Below are 22,275 nucleotides of genomic sequence, written 5' to 3' on the forward strand. Positions count from 1 at the left end.
GTGTCTTCGTCTGCTCTTGAATGAATTTGACCGTTTGTTTCTTGAATTCTTCGTTATATCGTTGCCGCTGTTCTCCCATGTGGACACCTCCGTTAGTCTTATTATCCTTCCGTCCGTTAACGGGTGTCCACTTTTTATTCTAGCTCCATCCGATTCGTTAGCTCTCACTCCTCTAAGCTTTGCTCCAACCGCAAACCGGAGGGAAGACCTCGAATCCGTCTGGAGCAGAGCTCTGCATGAGAAGGGAGACAATCCGCCTTTTACGATATTACGAGCGTTTATCGCACATAAAGGACATGGGCTCGTAAATGAAGGGTGCATTCTCGGACATGAAAAGCTTAGTCTCGCAGATTCAGAATACAGTGAGCTTGCCAACTCCGGACACATTCGGATCCGCTTCGGCTTTCAGTAGCTTGGAATATTAACGCTAGAACACCAAAAAGCACCTGCCAGCTTTGGCAAGTGCTCTTCATTTTGATTCTATATCGTTGGTTCCATATCCTTCGTTTTATATCGTTTGTTCCATATTGTTGGCTTTATCTCACGCGATGATATAACGAAAATTCTCCCATGTTTCCGGTATAGGTTCCCCGTTCTTGGCATGATGATAGAAACTGAACGGGAATTTGAATACATGACCTCCGTTCCAGTCACGGGAACGTCTGTCGGTGAGCCAATATTCCAGTTCATGAGGGAGCGCCACTGATCGTTCCGCCCGTTCTAGTGGCAGCAGGTCTACGGGTGATTGCAATGTCGGCATCTCCTGTTCAATATCCACATCTCGGCTTAAGCGTAGTGCCTTCACCATGGTAAGGAAAGGCGGAATGCCTTTGTGGAATAATGCCGGATAACCCAATTCATATAATATGTTAAGCGCATGTCCATAGGTCAGCATATGACCGATCAGATCATGATGCGCTTCCGCGTGATAGATAGTCTGGAACGCACCAAGCTCATCCAGAATCAGGCGTGACAACTGCGTTGGATCTTCGATCTCGGGGAAACCATCGCTGTTTTCCGGCTTCAGACTGCGAATTTCTTTCATCGTTGTGTTCATCCAGGATCTTCCCGGGATTGTTCGATCGAATGAATCGATCAGTTCAACCAGCCGACCAATATCCTCCGCAGTACCCCATCCATCCAGTTCGCGAATAGCTTTCAGACTGATTGCCCCGTAGATGGCCTGGTGTCCAACCCAGTGCAGTTCTCCAATCGTTCGATCCAATGCGTCCGTAATACACGCCTCGGCATCTTCCCTGGGCATCATCTCACCAATCGGAGAGGTCTGACCAGGGCTGATTCCATGCTGGCGAAGCATGGCTTTTGCTTCGGCGGTAACACTGCCGGCGGCAAGGGCAGTGAGACGATTTTCCCGCAACCAAAAATATGCCGCAATCGCACCCGCCCCATAATGGGCGTGCCACAGATCTCCTGTACGTTCCCGACTGGAAACGATAATCGCTAGTCCATCTTCCAACAAACGTCGATCCAAGCTTGCCACCACCCTTCATCATCTGTAAGCCTGACAGAACAACCTTCCAATCACTGTTATCCCCAGATTTTTTTTCGATCCCCTTTCCTAAGGGAAAATCCGGTGATAAATGTGAGATTATGCTTACGAAGTAGCTTTCTTTCAGAAAGCTTTCAGCTTCGCTTTTTCAGGTTTTTTCTGTCCTCTCCGTTATCGTGTAAATTTAGTTCAACTTATATATCCTAATTAATAAATAAAGCGTTTACTTCTATAACATGATGGAAATGCTCCACATATGCCCGTTTTGCCCCGGAATACAAAGTTTAGCCAATTCGAAGCTTGCCCACGCCACGGATGGATACTTCCAGGGGATAGATCTTTGCTTTTTGCTTGGAGAAAAACCATGTTCGATCCTTCTTCACCACAATAAATAAACCATGTACATCTCCTACAGGAGCAAAGGTATCACTAACCTCACCCCATCGCGTGAGTCCAATCTGCTGAAGCTCATTCACCACAGACAGAACATCATCCGTCACTAGGCCAATCTCACACACCTGTAATATATCTTGAGTCGAGAAGTCATGGTCACTCTCGTTCTGAATACGATGATGAGCAATCAGCTCAATAATATTGCCTGCTGGATCTTCGAAATAGAGAGAATGAGAGTTCCAGTTAGTAGAGTACGTCTCATCCCGATCTCCTTCTCTGCTTAAAACAACACGTGATGCAGCCCACTGCTTCGCTTCCTTGAACCGATTCGTAGGAATCGACCAGGCCACATGATAAAAGGGCTCACGATCTGTTTCACACGGTTTGAAAATCATCTTTGTCCTTCCAACCTGCAGGTTGAAGGCCTGATCCGTCGCATTGGACACCTCCATTCCCAACGTATCACGATAAAAATGCTTGAGGTCCTCCATCCGTGTTGTATATAACTGTAATTCTTCAATCATCATACGGTCTTCTCCTGCATCTCCTCCCACTGACTCCACGGCACCATGCCGAGTTCAGGCTTCGCTTCATCCGGGAGCATGGCGATGAATTCAAGCAAATGACCATCTGGATCCTTAAAATATACAGATACCGCAGGCATCCAGCCGAAGACGTACAGTTCACCGATATCATCATTCAGGAAGTTCTGTGTCTTGATCCCTTTGTTCTCCAAGTGAGCCACCGCGTGTTTCATATCCTCCAGAGATACATGAAAAGCAAAGTGCTGACGTTTCACCTCGGAAGATTCCTTTTGCCACAATCCCAGCATGGCTTTGCCTTTTCCACCAATCCAGTAGAAGGAGTTCCCACGTTCTTTCTGCCCGTAGGCATGAGGTAAACCAAGGACCGTTTCATAGAAATGATGGGATCTCTCCAGATCCGTCACGTTTAGATGTGTTTCAAATATGCCAGTAATCATAATGCTCAACCTCTTTTCCTTTTCCGATTTTTCATCTTCCTTGGTTCTCAACTCATGGTTGAATTCCGCGCATTCGTTAACGTCTGTGCCAGATTTAAAAACGATCCAATAACCCGCTGCACCCGGTCCTCTATATCCTGACTGCCTTCGTACTCTTCATATCCGTCAAATGTCGCTTCGAATCGTCTGCGCTGCGCACCACCAATGGATATCCACTCCTGGGCATTGATGCCATGCAGATTGCGAACAATCGCTTGCAGTTGTAAAAGCGAACTTACCCCCACCGCTCCGCCAGAGGAGCTGATGGACAGGACGGTCTTGCCACTGAAATGAGCCTGGCTCAGGTGATCCAGTGCATTTTTGAGCACACCGCTAATACTGCCGTGATACTCTGGTGTAGACAGGATGATCGCATCGGCCGCGAGCATACGTGTATTCAGGTCTGCCAGATGTTCATGATCCGCTTGTTTTTCATCTGGTGCGTAGAATGGAAGTGGTGTCTGATACAGATCAAACAGGCTGGCCTGATGTCCCTGACCGCGAATAATCTCCACAGCATACTCTCCCAGACGTGTACTGGTTGCATTGTTCCGATTGCTTCCTGCCAAAATAACAATATTCATTCATGTCACTCTCCTTGGTTTTTTAATAATTCAAACTCTCATGTTTCAACCGATCTGTTATTTCTACTCTTATCTTACCTTTCTTTTGCATCCAAATCGTCAGCAGATAGACTTAACTTGAAATACCAAAAAACTCAACCTTTAGGTTGAGTTTATACGACTTAAGTATGAACATATGTCGGAATTGGTCACACGACCCAGCCATTTCTTACGGCATGAAGAGCCGCTTGCGTCCGATCTGCCAGTCCCAGTTTGTCGAGCAGATGACTGACATGGGTTTTGACCGTTTTTTCGGTGATGACCAATTGAACTGCAATTTCCTTGTTGCTCAATCCTTGAGCAATCAGCCCCAAGACTTCTTGTTCACGGCGAGTGAGCATATCCAGTCCGCCAAGAGACGCTTCAGTTGATTTCCCCTTCTGCTTTGGCTCCTGATGTTGATTGTCTGCTGACCGATCTGTCAGTATATGCTGTGGTTGCTGTTCATTTATGGACCAATCGGATGAAGCCATCACATGCATCAATTGACCTGCTGCGGCAGGATGCAATTCCACCTGACCTGCATGCACATTGCGAATGGCTACAGCCAGATCCTCCGGTTCAATATCCTTGAGTAGATATCCTTTAACTCCTGCGCGAACAGCAGGAACGACATGATCCTGATCCGAAAACGAGGTGAGCACAATGATTCGCGTTGCTGGCAATAACGTGCGCAGCCTTCTGGCTGTTTCGATTCCGTCCATGACCGGCATATGCAGATCCATTAATACCACGTCAGGTTTTAACGCTTCCGCCTGAGCCAGTGCTTCCTGTCCGTTCGATGCTTCGCCCACAACCTTCATGTCTTGCTGTGTCGTCAAAAAAACGTGCAGCCCCCGTCTCACCATCGCATGATCATCTGCGAGCAAAATCGTAATCGGCATCTCTTCTTCCCCCTGACTTTATACAGATTCGAACGGAAGTGGAATGACTGCCGTTACTATCGTTCCCTTGCGGGAAGAACTCACTATTTCTAAGTTGCCTCCGAGCGATTGAGCCCGTTCCTTCATAATGGACAGGCCAAGGGAGCTTCCAGACGACGCTTTTGGCCTGTTCGCACCACCTTTTCCCTGATCTGTGACAGTGAGCACCACTTCATGATTACTTAACTTGAGGGTGACCTCAGCAGAAGGAACATCCGCGTGTTTCCGTACATTATTCAGCGCTTCCTGTCCGATTCGCCACAATGCTTCTTCTATATTACGTGGTAAAGACCGCATTCCCGTCCGATTCGTCACCACTTGAAGCCCCTGGCTTGTGCCGTATTCCTGTAGTGCATGGAGCAGACCTGCTTCCAGTCCCGCGGGACGGAGCTGCATAATCAATGCGCGCATTTCCTTGAGAGCCTCCTGAGACAAAGCCCGAATATCCTTCAACGCTTCCGTTGCCGGGTGCAACTGCTCGGAGCCGGATAACATACTTTCCGCACCTTTAGCCGTTAACGATAGTGAAAATAAAATCTGATTAACCGAATCATGCAGATCGCGAGCCAACCGGTTTCTCTCTTCCATTCGTGCAAGTTCGCGGCGATTCTCCGCCAGCTTCAGACTCTCCCATGAGGCCGCAATATGTTCGGCCAATGCCTCCAGCACTTCACGGTCCGCCTGCGCAGGACCTGATGTTCCTATTCCGATCACCAGAATTCCCTTTTCCCCTGGCGCATGGTACGGAAGGGGAGCAGCAATTCCCGAGGCAATGGAATTCGTAGTCTGGTCAGGCTTGAACAGGGTAAATATTTCAGCGATCTCTGTCCCAGACAGAGATGTTACACGATGACTATTGATTACATGGTTAATCTGGCTCGTCACTTCGGAAGATAACGGAGTACTTGATAACGTTCGAACCTTATCATCTGCATAGGCTGCCTGCAAAACGAACATTCCGTTTTTCTGCTGAATGATTGTAGCAAAAGGCCAATCATAATGCTGCCCAAGCAGCTGTACAACTTTTAAACAAAAAGCCTCAGAATTGGTGCATTCGTTCACTGCAAGACCCAAGGCCGTGCTGAACTCCCCCAGCTTGGCATACAGATCAGCTCGTCGCTGCTCCGTGCGATACAATCTCATCCGCTCTACCGCACTACCAATCTGGTACGCCACGCCCTGTAACAGCGCCAGTTCACTGTCGCTGAAATGTTTCTTGGCTGGTGCAGCCACGTTGAGCAGGCCGAGCATCTTCTCACCTGACCTTAACGGGACGGTTGCATGGTGGGTAATATCATGGGTATCTCCCCATTGGAATTCCACCGCATCCTCCAGCCGTTTACAGTTAATGATGTTGACCGCATGATTGAGTTGACCGTCCTTAAAGCGGTTCACACACCAGCAGGTACCCGTTCGCATGGGCTCTTTATCTTCACGCAGTAATGCCGGGGGCAGATTGTAATCCGAAACACAGGTATAGTCTCCACGTTCATTAATCAGAAACATCCAGCCTGCCGTTAATCCGGTCAACTCCAGTAATTTGCCGACCACGGTATCCAGCATTAAGTTCAGATTATTGGACGTATTGAGCGTTTCCGCGATTGTCTTCAACGTGATCATTTCCTGCATTCCGACTTCTTCCGACATCGCAGACTTCTCTCCTTTGGCTGTACCAACTGTGGTTTGTTCAACTATTGTAACCAATCCACCTTGGATATTAAAGGATCAACTTCTTCAATCGCTCACTCAGCCAAGCTTCTGTCGCTCTTTGCGGGACACAGACAAAGGCTCCATATTAATCAGACCTCGATCTGACAGAGCCAGTGCCATTTTATAGAAAGCACGTGTACGAATCTTCGTATACGTATCCTTGCTGACAGGCGGATCAAACACATGGTTATACACTTTATAGTCAAACACATCATCGTCTTTCAGATATCGTTCACAGACGAGTACACGTTCCTTTTCACTCAGCCGGGATACAACAAAATCAATCGTATCGCAATATGCCTGACGCGCACGCTGCACGTCCACATTGTAGATTGCCGTTCTCGCCGTAGAATCCCCCGTCACATTGGTTGCACCGTGGAAACGCTCGGCGTAACTTGCCGTCACCATAACCTCTCGTTCTTCAAATGCAATGGTTTTATAGATTCGGTATTTTTCCAGCGCAGCTTCAACAGCTGTTTGCGTTTTGCGTCGGTCCAATTCGGGCAGCATCAATTCCATATTTATCTTCCTCCTCTAATATTTTTTACTCCATTCATATCTCTCACTCTATCGTTCACGTCATATTGTTTTGTCATCATTCTTTGCACGATGGAAAAACGCTCTTATTCATAGAGTTGTCCATTTTCCTAAATAAATAACGACATGTCTTCAATTTCCCGCTGTTGCCTTTTGGAATCACTCCAAATCGGTATAATCCGGGGAATTACCTTCTTCAAAGAGTCATTTCTAAAATCCAACCTGTGTCGTTGTTACATTTTGTTCGTATATTGTTCGTATTTCTATTTGAGGATACCACTTTCTGGAGATCGGAGTAAACCTTCATTTTGGTTCGTTTTAACGATAAAATAAAACCTTCGCTCTCATTTCCTATGCCTTTTGGCATAATTGTTTCATATCTCTTTACCTAATGGTATATATACGATATAGTACTGTTTAATTAATGAACTTCCGTACAAGTCATTTGATTTTTATAAAGAAGCCACTGAGATTTTTAGGGAAGGGACTTAGGTGTGTATCACGCGCATACGCAGTGAAGGAGACGGAATCGATTCTGAAGAAGCGAAGCGTTCGCCTAAAAGCTTTCTGCAAGAAAGCTACATCGGAAGCATACGCTATCCCCGGATTTCTCCCTTTAGAGAGGAAAATAGGAAATCTGGGGATAACAGCGATCAAAAGAACGATCCGAATCCGAAACGGGCATTGAACGCACACCTACCTCCCCCATCCAACTGCCTTCTTTATAACTCAAGCACTTGTACGAATCGAAGGAGTTGGCATAATTGTGGAGCACGCTTTTGGTCCTTATATGAAACAACTGCGCGAGCAACAGGGATACAGCATCAATCAGCTCGCCGAAGCAGCCGGAATAAGCAACTCACAGATTTCACGTATTGAGAATGGGGTCCGGGGTGTGCCGAAACCAGCGACCATCCGCAAGATTTCAGATGCACTCTCGGTGCCCTATACAGAGATGATGAAGCAGGCCGGTTATATTGAACCAGGGAGTGCTGCTGAACTTCAGGACGTACCGGAATGGGCTACATACAAAGACCGTCGTGATTTCAAAAAGATGCTGGAGGACGATGATGATCTGATGTTTGACGGTATTCCACTCGATGAAGAGGACAAGAAACGAATCAAGGATGTGCTGACAGGTCTGTTCTGGGAAGCGAAACAGATGAACAAACGCAAAAAGACAGACGAATCGGACAATCGCCCATGAGGCATGACCCACTGAATTTAATGAGGCAGCAGGTGAGATCATATGGATGACATCGTAACAAAGCTGATTCGAAAACACCGGACCAACTGCCCGTTCAGCATTGCCCGCGCGGTTGGAATACAGATTCGTTTCACCAATTTGGGGAAGTCCACCAAGGGACTGTACTTTCGCAAGCTCCGGCGCAGGTTTATCGTCATACACAATGATTTGCCGCCGGAGTGGCAACGGTTCGTGTGCGCCCATGAGCTTGGACACGACCGACTTCATAAAGGTATTAATCGATTCTTTCTGGAGGAACATTCCTATTTTGCTCCAGGCAAGCTGGAAAGACAGGCTAACCGTTTTGCCATTCAATTGCTGACCTCCGGAGTGATGCCTGAACCGGATGAATCTTTGGAGAAATTTTGTTTGCGTACCGGACTGCCACGTGAAGCGCAGCATTTTTTTTACACTCTTTAAGAACATATGTTCTTTCCGAAGATTATATTTTCCAACAGCAGATTTACATGTCACTTTCAGGTTACTTATTTTTACGTAATTCGCGAGATTTCCTAATAATAGTCTGTTAAAATACTATTTGAGCTGTGTAAATGCTCAAGTAGATTATTATTTTGGGAGGTTTCGGAATCATATGAAAATCTGGAAGAATTACGTTTCACTTCTGCTAACGGTCTGTTTGCTGTTTGGCAGTGTAGGTATTGCCGCAGCTGCAACGGATACCACTCCGGGCACAGGTAAACACATTACCATTCTACATACGAATGATACGCATGCCCGTGCAGTTGAATCTTCACCTGCTATGGGTTTTGCCAAAGTAGCTGGAATCGCTGACAAATATCGTAGCGAAAACCCGAACACACTCTTGCTCGATGCTGGAGATGCTGTGCATGGTACAACATTTGCCACTCTTGTGAATGGTGAGAGCATCGTGAAAGTCATGAATGAAATGGGGTACCAAGCCATCGTACCGGGTAACCACGAATTCAACTATGGTTCAGATCGTCTGATCGAACTGGCAGACATGATGAACTTTCCCATGCTGAGTGCCAATGTGAAGAAAAAAGACGGAACACGTCTCTTCGATCCTTATCTCATTAAAGAAGTAGATGGCGTGAAGATCGGTATCATCGCTTTGACTACACCGGAAACGTTATACAAAACGAATCCAAAAAACGTAGAAGGTCTTGATATTACAGATCCATCTGCGGAAGCTAAAGTTCTGGTAAACGAAATCCGCAGCAAAGTAGATGTTGTTGTTGTACTGGGACACCTTGGACAAGACGCGTCCAGCACCGATACTAGCTTTAAAGTTGTTAAAGAAGTCCCTGGCATCGACGTATTCATCGATGGTCACAGTCACACTGTACTGCAAGATGGCCTTGTATCCGATAACGGAACATTGATAGCAAGTGCAGGAGAATACACCAACTATGTAGGTGTCATCGATCTATGGGTAGACGGTGGTAAAGTAACAAAGAAACAAGCAACATTAATTGATGAAACGGAAGCAAAAGACATCAAACCAAATGAGAAAGTCGCGACTCTCGTGAACTCCATTCAAAAAGAACAAGAACCTATTTTGAAAGAAGAAGTAGCCAATACAGCTATTCTGCTGGATGGTAAACGTGAACAGGTACGTGCAGGTGAAACTAACCTGGGTGACCTGCTTGCAGATGCCATTCGTGATGTCAGCAAAGCCGATATTGCACTGACTAACGGTGGTGGTATCCGTGCTTCCATCGAAAAAGGGATCGTAACCAAAGGTGATATCATCACAGTGCTTCCTTTTGGTAATCAAGTAGTAACCCTTGAAGTGAAAGGGTCCGATATTCTGGCAGCCCTTGAAGTCGGTGTAGCTTCCTACCCTGAACCAAGCGGTGGATTCCCGCAAGTATCTGGTATCAAGTTCAAAATCGACACTTCCGCTGCAGAAGGTAGCCGTGTACATTCCGTAACCGTGGGCGATAAAGCCCTTGATCCGGAAGCAACGTATACACTGGCAACGAATGATTTCACAGCTGTTGGTGGTGACGAATATACCATGTTTGCCAAATATCCAACTACGGGTATGTATGGCGCGCTGGACGAAGCATTGATCAATTACATGCAGAAGCTTGGCGCTGTAGACATCAAAACAGATGGTCGGATCAGTGAAGCGGTAAAACCTGCAGTAGAGCCGGAAACTCCGGCAACAGAAACACCAGCTCCAACCAAGCCAAAACCAGAAACACCAAAACCGGAAAAACCGTCTAAACCAACGCCGAGCAAACCAGCTCCAGCCAAACTGCATGTTGTGAAATCCGGAGATTCCCTGTACTCTATCTCCAAACAATACGGCACAACTTGGCAGGCATTGCAAAAGCTGAACAATATCAAAAATCCACACTGGATTTATCCAGGTCAACAATTGAAATTGCCTGCAGCTTCTTAAGCTCAGCAAAGCAAAGTGCATATAGGCATGACCGCTTATAGTGCATCAGCATACCGATCTATCTTGTCATAACTAAAAGGGTGTCCCCAAAGCCAGATTACTGGTTAAGGGGACACCCTTTTGTATCTCCGTTCTTAAACATCAATCCATATCAGATACTTGAACATTTCCTGTGGACATATCCTGCTGATCCTGACAATCATCTGAGGCAAAAATAAATCCCAGCCTGGCCTTTACGGACCAACTTCATCATGTGCCTTCCACACCGAACTATATAAAAACTCTCCGGAATGACCGTGTTCATGCGGTTATTGTACTTTTATTTCGACATCTCTATCTTCTCAACATTGCATACTTGCACATAAATCCGCCTGGGTATGATCATCTTCAAATCCTTAATCATAAAATCATTTGTATACTAAATACAACTATCCAAATATAGTTATTTCGTATGATATCACTCATAAAATCCTACCAAATTTTATGCCTATAGCCCTCTTTTTCATGCTCACATTGAAATTTTAGCAATCAAAATCAGCTACCGCATCATATTCGGTACTATTATATGAACTCATATAATTAGCGATTCCCCTGAATTTAGGAAGTGAGCTGTTCCTTCACATAAAGCACAGCTTCCTGTGCAGTCAACCCGATTCGTTTCGATTCACCTGTTGCTGCAAGTGCGTGTGACCCCAGTTCGACCTGTCCTTCGGCTGCTCCTCGGCCAATAACGATCTGCACAGGCAATCCAATCAGCTCCGCATCCTTGAATTTCACACCTGGACGTTCATCCCGGTCATCAACCAATACCGTGTAACCGCCATCGATCAATTGTTGTTCCAGTTCGAGGGTGAGCTGACGCTGCTGCTCATCCTTCCAACTTACTGTAATCAGATGCACATCATAAGGCGCAACAGCGGCAGGCCATCTTATGCCTTCATCTCCTGCATACTGTTCAGCTATCGCAGCCATCAGGCGGGATACGCCAATGCCGTAACATCCCATGACTGGCGCACACTGGCGACCATTACGATCCAGGAATGAAGCACCCATGGCATCACTATATTTCGTTCCCAATTTGAATATGTGTCCAACCTCAATACCTTTGGTAAACACAAGTGGCGATCCACATGTTGGACAAGCATCCCCTTCCGCAGCAAAGCGGATTCGTTCTACTCGCTCCAATGCAAAATCAACCCCTGGGCGTACACCGGAAACATGCACATCCACTTCATTGGCTCCTGTAATTGCACTCTTCATCACTGCCACGTCAGCGTCCACCACCATCGGCAGATTTAGTCCAATCGGACCCAGGAATCCTACCTTCAGATTTGGATGTGCCGCAATGGCTGCATCGTCTGCAAGGATCAGTTCCTCTGCCCCCAACACCTGCTTCAATGCGATGTCATTCAATTCATGATCTCCACGCACAAGCGCAGCGACGAGCTGACCATCCGCCACATAAACCAGCGTTTTGATCATATTTTCAGCCCCTTCGCCCACAAAAGTGGTTAACTCTGCGATCGTACGAACGCCAGGTGTCGAGATACGTACTACGGTTTCCACTCCTGAATGTTGATCCGTTTGAAGCGCGGAGTCTGCATTCGCAGAATCAGCTGGAACTTCCAAGCTTCCTTCTTTTTTCTCCATATCTCCAGAAGTCTGATAATCCGCTTTCTCCAGATTTGCAGCATATCCACAATGTTTGCAGGTTACAATTGTGTCCTCACCCACATCAGCAAGAGCCATGAACTCATGTGTTTCTCCTTGACCGCCAATCGTTCCTGCGTCCGCCTCAACACGGATATAGTCCAGACCACAACGCTCCAGAATGCGACTATACGCCGTGTTCATAGCCTGATAAGTCCGATCAAGCTCTTCCCAGTCCGAAGCAAAAGAGTACGCATCCTTCATGATGAACTCACGACCACGCAGCAATCCAAATCGAGGACGGCGCTCATCCCGGAACTTGGTTCCGATCTGGTACAGGGTGAATGGCAACTTACGATACGAGCTCACCTCGTCCCGCGCTAAAGCGGTTACGACTTCCTCATGTGTTGGTCCAAGAGCAAATTCCCGTGCATGACGATCCTTCAGACGCATCAATTCGGGACCATACTGTGTGTATCTTCCGGATTCTTCCCACAACTCCGCAGGCTGCATAATCGGCAGTAACACTTCCTGACATCCAGCACGATCCATCTCTTCACGAACGATCTGTTCAACATTTAACAATATACGCCGTCCAAGGGGCAGGTAACTGTATATCCCTGCTGCCAGTTGGCGAATCATGCCGGAACGCAGTAACCAGCGATGTCCCGCTGCATCTGCCTCCGCTGGCGCTTCACGTAATGTTGGGACAAGCATTTCACTTTGACGCATCATAACACACTCCTAATCTTCTTTTTTTTGTCATCAAATACGGCGCATAAACAGCAAAAAGACACATCCGTCAAGGGACGAATGTGTCGTGGTACCACCCTTATTTAACTGCAAATTAATCCGTTCGCAACCTATGCGATCTGTAACGTGCAGTCCTACGGGGCATAACGGGCCCTGCCGGCGGAGGTTGCAACCCTGTATGGGCATTCTCTTCCGCAGCTCGCGAGGTAGGAATTTATGAAGCAGCTACAGGAACCTTGCACCACACTGTTCCCTCTCTGTTGAAGCTGGCTTGCACAATCATGTCCTCGTTATAACGCTGTTATCATTTTTGACCACATTAGTTCATTTACAAGTAATTGTCAACCAATTAGTCGAATACAACTCCAGAATAATACTCCACTACATCACGAATGAGCATAAACGCATCCCCATTTGTAAGATTGTTCTTGTCAGCAATGCCAGCAAGCGTGTCGGCACTTATAAAGTTTTGTGTTTGCAAATGAGCAAGTGCCTGTTCAAGTGAAGTTTCCGTTTCTGAAGATCCCATTGCCAGACATAACATATACGCAGCCTGATCCAACGTTAAAGGTAGGGTTACGGCATTCTCCATATTTGCTAGAGCTTGGTCAGCACTACCTGTGTAGGCTTCTGGAAACATCGCTTGCATTCTTTTCAATTTACTTAAAAATCGTTCTGGATTCATTCCTTTATCCAGTTCCCAACCATCGTTATTATAATTGCCTGAAGTCATATACATACTCGCTGCAGCCAGCAATCCCTTGTAATCCTTATGCTCCATATAATCAGGCTGTTCGAAACGATGTACTTTCAGATCCATCCCCTGATTCTCCAGCATCTTACGTAATTCAGATGCTCGCTCTTCGGAAGTTGAGAGTTCGCGGAAGGACTCCTTATGGATATATGCCAGCTTAACCGCCGCTCCTGCTGCTTCTCCCTCTGCCATTCCCAGTGGGACAACTCTTGCACTACCGTGTGGGATTGTATCAAAACTTGCTGCACGTCCAACGACGAGCAAACCATCAACCTTTAGCGGTACAAGCGAGCGAAAAGGTACACCATATTGAATCGGACTCAACATAATCGTGCCGGGATTTCCAACACTCGTGCTCTGAATATCAATATCGTATGAGCCGTATCCAATGGCATCCCAATGATCACGATTTTCCATGACATCAGCTAATGTTAATCGGTACTCGCCATAGATATGACGTGATTCTCTCACGTAAAGCTCGTCTGCTGTTCCAGCATATTTTAGCCCTGCAAATTCATCATAATTTTTCTTCAGAAAATCAACAATTAGTGGGGCTTCTTTACGCCCGATTTCCAGACCTTTTTTCACAGATATCGGATCTAACGGATCTACCCCAAAGATTTGCATCGTATTAATCAAGATTGTATCATCATTTTGTCTTCCGATATTCAGACTTCGAATCTTAATATGTTGTGGATTGGAGGATTCATATTTTCTAGCATCACCGTACCCCCAAGCACTCATCTTATCAACCCCGGTTCCCTCTCTTTCCCTAAACTTTTGCCATACCTCATCAGTAACACCGCTTAACTTGAATACAAGCGTAGAGACCATTTTGGATTTACCATCTCCAATATCTTGTCTACCTATGGAGTATGGAACTCCTGCAGCGGCTGCAATATCCGCATCTTGCGTTGCATCAATGATGGAGCGGGTTGAAATCTGAACAGTTGTTCCATCTTCTTTAGTTATGCTCATACCCGTTATTGTCGTGTGATCTCCCGTAGATTGTTCAGTAAGGGGGACTAATTCCTTAACATTCATCAACAGGTCAATATTAGGTTCAGAACGAACCATCCGATAGAAAATGTTAGCCGCTGTATTGGTATCAAATGAACTACCCTCGATCTGGTCGAACCATTCCTGGAAGATACCTTTGTTCAAAAAGTCAGGCTGCCGCAAACTACTCAATAACTGCGGTTGTTCAGGGGAATAATTTAGATCCAGCGTATTAAGACCTCCCTCGGTCAACAATCCTCCCAACATGTTGCGATCTCTTGCTTCCACCAGCAATACACGCATCCCATTACGAGCAGCTGATAAGGCAGCAGTAATACCTTCCGGATCCGTTCCGGCTACAATAACGTTATAGGAATCTTTCAGGTTTAGTGTAGATTGCACGTCCTCCAAAGGCTGCCATACATAATTATTATTAAATTTATAATTCTTGTTCCAAATATAGAATGCACCATATGCAGCGCTCATTAAAACAATAAACACACTGGCTATAATTGCTGTTATTTTCAATTTTCTACTAATCAAAGAAACAAACCTCCATATGTACTTTAAATTCAATAATACTAACTCGTGAAGTAGTTTTCCTATGTTATACCAACAACCGACTAACTTTTTCTCCTTTCCTACATGAGTATGCTATAAATAATAAAAAACTCCCCAACACTTCAAACCGTGTTAGGAAGTTCTGATAATAAGACGTAAAATTCTACTTTTATGTTGCCATAAATACAAACAAAACATAGGAAAGTCCCTAACTTTCCTCATTATAACGACCACTTTTGGCGAAGTAAAGACTTACCAAAACCGGAAATGCATTAGAAAGATCATTAAACACTCAGACTGTCCGTTCATCCTGACTACAATGAATTCTCTGGCGATGGCTGACATGGCAGCACGTTCCCTGTAATATAGAGAAATAGAAATCTATCACAGGTATTAATCGATAAAGGAGCTTGTCCTATGCCATATATCATATATGATCTTGAATTCACGGTAAGCCGCAATACTCGCTATTCTTCTGAAATTATTGATATCGGTGCCGTCAAAGTTACGGAAAGTGCGGATGGATTGGTCGTAACGGATACGTTCCATACGTATGTTCGTCCTTCCAATAAGTCTGTTCTTTCCACTGACACGATTCAGTTTACAGGTATCACACAGAAAGATATTGATGCAGCCCCTCTTTTTCCGGCAGCACTGAATCAATTCATCGCCTGGATGGGAAGTGACCCCTATTACATGTGTTCCTGGGGACCCGATGACCGCAGCAAACTGATCTCTCATTGTCGCACCCATCAACTTGATGTGGCCTGGATCACCAATCATAACGATCTCCAGCAACAATGGTCCCGCACCGTTCGTAAAGAAGGTAAGTTCCGTCAACTCGGACTCGCTCAGGCTCTTGAAATCTGCGGAATTGAATTTGATGGTACCCAGCATCGTGCCTTGGATGATGCCATCAATACAGCCAAGGTGTTTATGCATCAATTTGACCGTTTCACTCTGGAAAACAACTGTGCAGCCGATGATGAGGGCATTACATCCAAGGTTGTTTATTCCAGCTCCACAGAAGATGAAGAGAAAGAATCTCCATTTGGCAATCTGGCAAGCCTTTTCAAAACCAAAGAGTAACCGTCCACAGCACAGTACTTAATCGTGTTTTGGCTTAGGATAGGTGGCATTCTAATCTCAACTTTTATTGTACATTTGTTGCCAATAGTTTAGACGTTCTTTCATCTTGATGCGGCAGATCTCCGGTTCGAGAATTTCCGCATCAGGTCCATATTTAGATATCCATACAAGAAATTCGTCAACATCACTTAATATGGCTTCAAATAACAGGCTACCTTCCGGTTCAATGGTTAGGATGGGTCGTAAAAAAAATTGCTCCTGCATCACACGCTCCACAGCATGGGGTGCAAATCGAATTTTGAACGCAGTCCACTCCGTACTTCCCTCGTATGCCCAAGGAATGCGGAAGTGCGATTGCATCAGATAATCCTCTTTGCGAAACGTGCGTGGCAATATTCGTATCTTTTGCAGCCGGCTCACCTGAAATATTCGAAGTTTCTCCGACAGGTGACAATACCCTAACAGCTCAAATCTGTATTCACGAGGGATAAGACAGTAAGGATCTATACGTACGATCCCTTTTTTACCTTGAGACAGATACTCCCCTTCAATGGTGTTCTGTGAAATGCCAGCCTGAAGCAGGGTAATCATGGATTGATTCTGCGAATCGTTGTTTTCATTTTGCCATGCGGGCAATCCCGCTTTGAACAATCCACTAATTTGCTCCGACCATTCCACTCGTTCTGTTTTGTTTTTCTGACTCGCAGCAACCACTTTCTCATAAGCGCTCTCAAAAGCAGGTTTCAGCAAAGGACGAATATTCTCCATAACTTCAGCAAGATGCATGAAGGCTTGGGCTTCTTCATCAGACCAATTTAGCGGATACATGGCAAATTGGCTGATAAACATGTACCCTTGCCCGTGTCCCATATTGGCGATCGGGATATGCATTGCACTGAGGGCCTCCATGTCGCGGTATATCGTCCTTTCCGTCGTCTCGCATCGCTGGGCGAGCTCACGTGCCAGTATGCCTGGCTTCGCCTGCACCAGCGTTATAATGCGCATTAATCGGATTAGTCGGTCTGTCATTTTGCCGGACCCTCCACGATGTTGTTTCAATAAATTTGATACAACTCCATCCATTATTTAATATGATATTGATACATACATTCGACCTTCTCCTAAACTTCACCTTCAAATATGTAGACTCTCTCTATACCGTTAACATCTGAAATCAACCCTATTCCCCTAATATCTTTTTTTCACGATCATGATATCCTGTTGTAAACGTGATCTCATAGTGATAACGCAACTTTTCAACGATCTCGGCTTCCGCGTAATAGTCCAGATCTTGCTTCCGCGCAGCTTCAATTAACAAGGCATCAGCATGACGACGTAACATATTACTTCCCTCTTGAACCCGGCCTCTTTCGTAGGCGCGCAGGGCTTGTTTGATCAAGGGTACCGTTTCACTTAATTTGATCGTCTTTTCCACCTTGGGATCTTCTGGCTGTCGCAGCATGCCCAGATGACTGGTGTACTGAATATACAACTGTTCTCTTCGTAACAATACACGTTGACTTTGCTTCAACTTCCTTGTGCTCCAGTAGGCTGAACATACGGCAGCTTTTCCTGATACACGGGGTCCCATGACGAATTCAAGCAAAATTTGTTTACTTTCTCCCTTGTACATATCCCCAAGCCTCAATAACCAGCCAATATCCGTTTCTTTGGAACGACATCCATAAATGCCTTTTAGCTGTACTCCATATTCCGGTTTGAGCAAAAGTTCCAAATCTCTTGATACAATTTTGGGTGCTATTTTCCTAAGTCTTTTGGCAGGGGCACCGTTACGCCACTCTACCATCATATATACGGGGTCGGCTCCCCCTGTCGGTATGGCCTCTTTATTCCACGAATAAGATACTTCAAAGACTGAGTTCACTGGTAGTCTCTCCCCCGATTTATGTGTATTATCTTCTAAGTTATCAGGGTGAATGGACACTATATTGTCACGGAACACATGTTCTCATTAAATTTTTCCAATATATTAGTTTTATATCCCTAAATCCGTCTCAATACGACAATAAACGACGAAAAAGCCTGGCATTATGCCAAGCTTATCAATCACTTATCTATGACAAGTCCCAAATTAAACAGTAGGATGATCGATTCCCATTTTGTGTAAATATTGTACACTATCTGCTTCGTTTACCGGTGCATAGGTGACACTGTCAATGACCAGCTTACGCCCTACTGGCTCTCCATTAACAGTGATCATAATTGTTTTGGTTGATGTGTTCTGATCTGCTGTATACATATGTTTCTACTCCTTCATGTTCACGATCTTATATTCAATCGGATATATTGGTATCGTTCATTAAATTGCGCATTTGTGAATAGCATGCACCCGGAACTGAAGTAAAAGATCTGTAAAACGGTCCGGTATGCTTGCCTATCGTTCTATTACCCCGCAGATTTGTAAGCTAAACAGCCCTGTTCCTAAATAATTTTATATATTTCGGGTAATAAAACGATATCATCTTGAACCCATCGTCCCGGTTTTGACGTATAATGTAAGAGCCGTATTTCAACAATAGACGACGAATTCGGCGATTGATCTATCTAACCGAAGAAAGAGGTGTTAACGATGCCAAAATCCATTCAGGGTTATTTCATTCGGGTGTTATTCACCACATGCATTCTATTTACCGTTTCGATCGCTTCGACAGTAAGTGCAGCCAGTGCCAATATTTTTACGGATATATACAGCGGATGGGAGCGAGTCTCCGAACTGCCCGGAGAAGTGAACGCTCTGCAGGAAAGTTATAAGCAAACGATGGAGCAATTAAATCAAACGTCTGCTCAGTTGGGACAAGCCCAGGCCAATGTCGAAGCATTTAAGACCCAGAACGAACAACTACTGGCTCAGAACCAGAAACTAACTGAAATGGTAAGTAAATTACAGGACGACCAGAATGCCAAAGCAGCTACCACCAAACGAATTCAGACGACGATCATCACTGTCGTTTCTCTCATATTGGGTTACTTTGTTCTGATTCGTGTGATGCGCTGGGGAATGCGTCGCCGTTCGGGCCGAGTATAAAAGAACAGGAGCAACTGCATGAACATACACCTGAACAATGCTGAAGCAAGCGGAGCAGGACAAGTCGTCACATTTTCACTGATTAAAGATGACCGCCTTCATATTTTGCATCCGCAGCAGATTGTGGCCTTCCGCGGTCCAAGTGGGAGTCGCAATGATAAATTCATGAATATCACGGGCATATATCGCAAAAAAAAGCTGATTAAATCCGAAATCACCGGACCTTGCCAATTTGTGGCTGCCCTGCCTCCCGGATTCACGATGAAGGAAGTGGAGCTCACGGAGGACAGTGATCTGCTCTATGACTTCCGCCACCTGTTCTTCTACTCTGATGGTGTAACCATGCATACCAAAATTCAGAAAATCAAAAACATGCTGATCACCCGTGATGCAGTGAAAATGAAATTTTCCGGCAAAGGCAAAATCGGATTGCTCACTCAAGGTCAGGTCTGCCAACAGGAACTTCACCCAACAGCGCCGCTCTATGTGGATGCTGGTAGCATTATTGCCTATCCCGAAAATGCACATCTGGAACTCACCGTATATGGTAACAACCTTGCCAGTCAGCATATGAATTATCATTGGAAGATGACAGGACATGGATCTGTACTCTTTCAGGCGGGACGTGAGAATCACCGCTTGGAACAGGATCTTAACGATGAGGGACTGTTAAAACGAATTCTGAAAGAAGTGATCCCTTTCGGCAATGTATTGATCAAATAAGCTGTTAGTTGATGGAGCCGACCAATTAGCTTCCACTATGCTCCAGTGGGGTGGTCACCACACCGTTTCATGTTATAATGGTTCAGACAATTGAAGAAGAAAATCCATGCCTGTGGCATGGGAGAGGTTCGCGAACTCCCTCTATAAGACTTGACCATGTGATGGTCAGTATAAGTCTTGCGTACACATTGCGGTCACCATGCAATCATGTACGTAAAAAACTAAGGACACTTACTCTTGCCTGCTTTTTTGAAGCGGTTATCGGGAAGGTGTGTTTTTTGATGGATGCCAGTTCATGAACTTCTCTGTTCTTCCGACACTCTATGCCTATGTGCATGGTTTGATCTCAAGAAGATAGAGAGGTTTTTTTATGTTGAACGAAGAAAAAGCAGTCGTTGTATTCAGCGGCGGTCAGGATAGTACCACGTGTCTGTTCTGGGCCAAACAACAGTTTGCCGAAGTCGAGGTTGTTACGTTTGATTATGGTCAGCGCCACAAGCTGGAGATTGAATGTGCAGCCGAGATCGCTCGTGATCTGGGCGTACAGCAAACGGTACTCGATATGAGCCTGTTAAATCAGCTTGCCCCCAATGCGCTCACTCGCACGGATGTGGAGATTACACATGAAGAAGGCGAACTGCCGAGTACATTTGTAGATGGACGAAATTTGCTGTTCCTCAGTTTTGCGGCCATTATGGCCAAGCAAAAAGGAGCACGTCACCTGGTTACAGGTGTATGTGAGACGGATTTCAGCGGATACCCGGATTGCCGGGATTCATTTGTGAAATCGATGAATGTGACACTTAACCTGTCGATGGACTATCCATTTGTCATTCATACCCCGCTCATGTGGCTGGACAAAGCCCAAACGTGGAAGATGGCCGATGACCTTGGTGCTTTTGATTATGTCCGTGAGCGTACTCTGACCTGTTATAACGGCGTGATCGGCGATGGATGCGGAGATTGCCCCGCTTGCAAACTACGCAAAGCCGGACTGGATCGTTATGTACAGCAACGTACTGCTGTTGAATCGGCGGGAGTGGATGTACGATGAGAGAGCCTGGAACATTCCGTATTGTAGAGCATCTGCAACGCATCGGAGAAGATATTCTGCCCACCCAGCTACGCTACCACCGCAAACGTGTGCTTGTAAGCAAAGAATTCACCTTTGACGCAGCACATCACCTGCATTGTTATGAAGGCAAGTGCAAGAACCTGCACGGTCATACGTATAAAGTTATTTTTGGTATCAGCGGTTATCCGGGTGAAACCGGGCTGACGGTTGATTTTGGACATATCAAAGATATATGGAAAACTCAAATTGAAGGATATCTGGATCATCAGTACCTCAACGAGACACTTCCTTTAATGAATACAACGGCTGAAAATATGGTCGTTTGGCTGTTCGAACAGATGGAACATGCGCTCCAGACGGAACCCTATGCCGGGCTGACCGATGGTGGGCGGACGGAGTTTGTCCGACTCTTCGAGACACCCACCAGTTACGCAGAAGCGAGACGGGAGTGGATGATCGATGAGTAGTGTGACACACCAGGTGAATGAGACGGGCTCTCGCAAAGAGGCTCGTATTCCCGTGATGGAGATTTTTGGTCCGACGGTTCAAGGCGAAGGCATGGTCATCGGACAAAAAACGATGTTTGTTCGTACCGCCGGCTGCGATTATCGCTGCTCCTGGTGCGACTCGGCCTTTACCTGGGACGGCAGTGGCAAGGACCAGATTCGGATGATTACGCCAGAGGATGTATGGGAAGAATTGCGCCGCGTTGGCGGCACGCGTTTCTCCCATGTGACTATCTCTGGCGGTAATCCCGCCCTGCTCGCTTCGCTGGGCGGGTTGGTTGCTTTGCTGCGGGAGAACAGCATCCGCACCGCGGTGGAAACGCAGGGCTCCCGCTGGCAGCCTTGGCTGGCGGACATTGACGAAGTCACTGTCTCGCCTAAGCCACCGAGCTCCGGCATGGACACCGATTGGGCCGTGCTGGATGATCTGATCGAACGGTTGGCCGCTGGTCCGGTGGAACGAAGTCATAGTCTGAAGATCGTGATCTTCGATGAGACAGACCTGGACTATGCCCGCCGTGTGCATGCGCGGTATCCGGGCACGGATTTATTTTTACAAACCGGGAATCCGGATGTGACTTCCGCCGATACGCCAGATCTGGCGTCCTCGCTGCTTGCTCGTTATGAGTGGCTGATTGACCAAGTCAGTGCCTCCGATGACCTGAATGATGTTCGTGTGCTTCCACAGCTTCATACGTTGGTATGGGGCAACAAACGCGGCGTGTGATGGGCAGTATGGGTGGAATGGGCGGCATGATGTAAGG

Annotated in this window: 22 protein-coding genes; 10 read left to right on the top strand and 12 right to left on the bottom strand. The window is 46.1% G+C overall.

Annotated features, from left to right (window positions below; all coding sequences use genetic code 11):
• Nucleotides 1–412 (top strand): hypothetical protein (locus tag AC1DE7_RS27325; RefSeq protein WP_477535604.1); only part of this gene is annotated, 412 nt, incomplete at its 5' end.
• A 129-nt stretch (nt 413–541) separates the two neighbouring features.
• On the opposite strand, the gene AC1DE7_RS27330 is transcribed toward AC1DE7_RS27325, so the two are convergent.
• The 7 genes from AC1DE7_RS27330 to AC1DE7_RS27360 form a co-directional block, all read right to left on the bottom strand.
• Complete coding sequence (locus AC1DE7_RS27330) at nt 542–1,501, bottom strand: hypothetical protein (protein ID WP_373865022.1); 960 nt, start codon at nt 1,499–1,501, stop codon at nt 542–544.
• A gap of 293 nt (nt 1,502–1,794) precedes the next feature.
• A complete protein-coding gene (locus AC1DE7_RS27335) occupies nt 1,795–2,430 on the bottom strand; it encodes a VOC family protein (RefSeq protein ID WP_477535605.1) in 636 nt (211 codons plus the stop codon).
• Nucleotides 2,427–2,885, bottom strand: coding sequence for a VOC family protein (locus AC1DE7_RS27340; protein WP_076327336.1), 459 nt, complete (start codon nt 2,883–2,885; stop codon nt 2,427–2,429). The genes AC1DE7_RS27335 and AC1DE7_RS27340 overlap by 4 nt, the downstream gene beginning before the upstream one ends.
• A gap of 47 nt (nt 2,886–2,932) precedes the next feature.
• Nucleotides 2,933–3,508: an NADPH-dependent FMN reductase gene (locus AC1DE7_RS27345; protein ID WP_076319051.1), complete on the bottom strand. Its 576-nt coding sequence runs from the start codon at nt 3,506–3,508 to the stop codon at nt 2,933–2,935.
• Between the two features lie 188 nt (nt 3,509–3,696).
• Nucleotides 3,697–4,431 (bottom strand): response regulator, encoded by a 735-nt coding sequence (locus tag AC1DE7_RS27350; protein WP_169480232.1) that lies wholly within the window; start codon nt 4,429–4,431, stop codon nt 3,697–3,699.
• Between the two features lie 18 nt (nt 4,432–4,449).
• Nucleotides 4,450–6,174 carry a GAF domain-containing sensor histidine kinase gene (locus tag AC1DE7_RS27355; RefSeq protein ID WP_477535606.1) on the bottom strand — a complete coding sequence of 575 codons (1,725 nt, stop codon included), beginning with the start codon at nt 6,172–6,174 and terminating at the stop codon, nt 4,450–4,452.
• Nucleotides 6,175–6,216: 42 nt separating this feature from the next.
• On the bottom strand, nt 6,217–6,699 hold the full coding sequence (locus tag AC1DE7_RS27360) for an ArpU family phage packaging/lysis transcriptional regulator (RefSeq protein ID WP_017690187.1): 483 nt from the start codon (nt 6,697–6,699) through the stop codon (nt 6,217–6,219).
• Between the two features lie 781 nt (nt 6,700–7,480).
• Here AC1DE7_RS27360 and AC1DE7_RS27365 point away from each other — a divergent pair.
• The 3 genes from AC1DE7_RS27365 to AC1DE7_RS27375 all read left to right on the top strand — a co-directional run bounded on the left by AC1DE7_RS27365 (nt 7,481) and on the right by AC1DE7_RS27375 (nt 10,355).
• Nucleotides 7,481–7,924, top strand: a complete 444-nt coding sequence (locus AC1DE7_RS27365; protein WP_082219000.1) for a helix-turn-helix domain-containing protein — start codon at nt 7,481–7,483, stop codon at nt 7,922–7,924.
• A gap of 42 nt (nt 7,925–7,966) precedes the next feature.
• A complete protein-coding gene (locus AC1DE7_RS27370; protein WP_017690190.1) occupies nt 7,967–8,383 on the top strand; it encodes an ImmA/IrrE family metallo-endopeptidase in 417 nt (138 codons plus the stop codon).
• A 172-nt stretch (nt 8,384–8,555) separates the two neighbouring features.
• Nucleotides 8,556–10,355 carry a 5'-nucleotidase C-terminal domain-containing protein gene (locus tag AC1DE7_RS27375; RefSeq protein WP_036611451.1) on the top strand — a complete coding sequence of 600 codons (1,800 nt, stop codon included), beginning with the start codon at nt 8,556–8,558 and terminating at the stop codon, nt 10,353–10,355.
• A gap of 597 nt (nt 10,356–10,952) precedes the next feature.
• Here the strand turns inward: AC1DE7_RS27375 and AC1DE7_RS27380 are convergent.
• A complete protein-coding gene (locus tag AC1DE7_RS27380) occupies nt 10,953–12,737 on the bottom strand; it encodes a proline--tRNA ligase (RefSeq protein ID WP_282322221.1) in 1,785 nt (594 codons plus the stop codon).
• A gap of 370 nt (nt 12,738–13,107) precedes the next feature.
• A complete protein-coding gene (locus AC1DE7_RS27385; protein ID WP_315373371.1) occupies nt 13,108–15,054 on the bottom strand; it encodes an FAD-dependent oxidoreductase in 1,947 nt (648 codons plus the stop codon).
• Between the two features lie 435 nt (nt 15,055–15,489).
• On the opposite strand from AC1DE7_RS27385, the gene AC1DE7_RS27390 reads away from it, so the two are divergent.
• Nucleotides 15,490–16,161 carry a 3'-5' exonuclease gene (locus AC1DE7_RS27390; protein ID WP_017690193.1) on the top strand — a complete coding sequence of 224 codons (672 nt, stop codon included), beginning with the start codon at nt 15,490–15,492 and terminating at the stop codon, nt 16,159–16,161.
• A gap of 57 nt (nt 16,162–16,218) precedes the next feature.
• Here AC1DE7_RS27390 and AC1DE7_RS27395 read toward each other — a convergent pair whose 3' ends face one another.
• From AC1DE7_RS27395 to AC1DE7_RS27405, 3 genes are all read right to left on the bottom strand, one after another.
• Nucleotides 16,219–17,190, bottom strand: a complete 972-nt coding sequence (locus AC1DE7_RS27395) for a helix-turn-helix transcriptional regulator (protein WP_036669185.1) — start codon at nt 17,188–17,190, stop codon at nt 16,219–16,221.
• Between the two features lie 151 nt (nt 17,191–17,341).
• Nucleotides 17,342–18,046 (bottom strand): hypothetical protein, encoded by a 705-nt coding sequence (locus AC1DE7_RS27400; protein ID WP_017690195.1) that lies wholly within the window; start codon nt 18,044–18,046, stop codon nt 17,342–17,344.
• 207 nt (nt 18,047–18,253) lie between these two features.
• Nucleotides 18,254–18,421 carry a hypothetical protein gene (locus AC1DE7_RS27405; RefSeq protein ID WP_164783260.1) on the bottom strand — a complete coding sequence of 56 codons (168 nt, stop codon included), beginning with the start codon at nt 18,419–18,421 and terminating at the stop codon, nt 18,254–18,256.
• Between the two features lie 330 nt (nt 18,422–18,751).
• On the opposite strand from AC1DE7_RS27405, the gene AC1DE7_RS27410 reads away from it, so the two are divergent.
• From AC1DE7_RS27410 to queE, 5 genes are all read left to right on the top strand, one after another.
• Nucleotides 18,752–19,207: a hypothetical protein gene (locus AC1DE7_RS27410; RefSeq protein WP_036611459.1), complete on the top strand. Its 456-nt coding sequence runs from the start codon at nt 18,752–18,754 to the stop codon at nt 19,205–19,207.
• Nucleotides 19,208–19,225: 18 nt separating this feature from the next.
• A complete protein-coding gene (locus tag AC1DE7_RS27415) occupies nt 19,226–19,930 on the top strand; it encodes an AIM24 family protein (protein ID WP_282319147.1) in 705 nt (234 codons plus the stop codon).
• Nucleotides 19,931–20,303: 373 nt separating this feature from the next.
• Nucleotides 20,304–20,984, top strand: coding sequence for a 7-cyano-7-deazaguanine synthase QueC (gene queC / locus AC1DE7_RS27420; protein ID WP_282322222.1), 681 nt, complete (start codon nt 20,304–20,306; stop codon nt 20,982–20,984).
• Nucleotides 20,981–21,472, top strand: coding sequence for a 6-carboxytetrahydropterin synthase QueD (queD, locus tag AC1DE7_RS27425; protein WP_036611465.1), 492 nt, complete (start codon nt 20,981–20,983; stop codon nt 21,470–21,472). The genes queC and queD overlap by 4 nt, the downstream gene beginning before the upstream one ends.
• On the top strand, nt 21,465–22,238 hold the full coding sequence (gene queE, locus AC1DE7_RS27430; RefSeq protein ID WP_477535607.1) for a 7-carboxy-7-deazaguanine synthase QueE: 774 nt from the start codon (nt 21,465–21,467) through the stop codon (nt 22,236–22,238). Before queD ends, queE begins: the two co-directional genes overlap by 8 nt.
• Nucleotides 22,239–22,275: the final 37 nt, after the last annotated feature.

The organism is Paenibacillus sp. 10L310, from assembly GCF_056395745.1.

What these genes read in the sequence shown, in the direction of transcription:
- queD (WP_036611465.1), top strand. Translation starts at nt 20,981, where the DNA reads ATGAGAGAGCCTGGAACATTCCGTATTGTAGAGCATCTGCAACGCATC.
- AC1DE7_RS27405 (WP_164783260.1), bottom strand. Translation starts at nt 18,421, where the DNA reads ATGTATACAGCAGATCAGAACACATCAACCAAAACAATTATGATCACT.
- AC1DE7_RS27345 (WP_076319051.1), bottom strand. Translation starts at nt 3,508, where the DNA reads ATGAATATTGTTATTTTGGCAGGAAGCAATCGGAACAATGCAACCAGT.
- queE (WP_477535607.1), top strand. Translation starts at nt 21,465, where the DNA reads ATGAGTAGTGTGACACACCAGGTGAATGAGACGGGCTCTCGCAAAGAG.
- AC1DE7_RS27375 (WP_036611451.1), top strand. Translation starts at nt 8,556, where the DNA reads ATGAAAATCTGGAAGAATTACGTTTCACTTCTGCTAACGGTCTGTTTG.
- AC1DE7_RS27390 (WP_017690193.1), top strand. Translation starts at nt 15,490, where the DNA reads ATGCCATATATCATATATGATCTTGAATTCACGGTAAGCCGCAATACT.
- AC1DE7_RS27350 (WP_169480232.1), bottom strand. Translation starts at nt 4,431, where the DNA reads ATGCCGATTACGATTTTGCTCGCAGATGATCATGCGATGGTGAGACGG.
- AC1DE7_RS27410 (WP_036611459.1), top strand. Translation starts at nt 18,752, where the DNA reads ATGCCAAAATCCATTCAGGGTTATTTCATTCGGGTGTTATTCACCACA.
- AC1DE7_RS27370 (WP_017690190.1), top strand. Translation starts at nt 7,967, where the DNA reads ATGGATGACATCGTAACAAAGCTGATTCGAAAACACCGGACCAACTGC.
- AC1DE7_RS27340 (WP_076327336.1), bottom strand. Translation starts at nt 2,885, where the DNA reads ATGATTACTGGCATATTTGAAACACATCTAAACGTGACGGATCTGGAG.
- AC1DE7_RS27395 (WP_036669185.1), bottom strand. Translation starts at nt 17,190, where the DNA reads ATGACAGACCGACTAATCCGATTAATGCGCATTATAACGCTGGTGCAG.
- AC1DE7_RS27335 (WP_477535605.1), bottom strand. Translation starts at nt 2,430, where the DNA reads ATGATGATTGAAGAATTACAGTTATATACAACACGGATGGAGGACCTC.
- AC1DE7_RS27380 (WP_282322221.1), bottom strand. Translation starts at nt 12,737, where the DNA reads ATGCGTCAAAGTGAAATGCTTGTCCCAACATTACGTGAAGCGCCAGCG.
- AC1DE7_RS27415 (WP_282319147.1), top strand. Translation starts at nt 19,226, where the DNA reads ATGAACATACACCTGAACAATGCTGAAGCAAGCGGAGCAGGACAAGTC.
- AC1DE7_RS27360 (WP_017690187.1), bottom strand. Translation starts at nt 6,699, where the DNA reads ATGGAATTGATGCTGCCCGAATTGGACCGACGCAAAACGCAAACAGCT.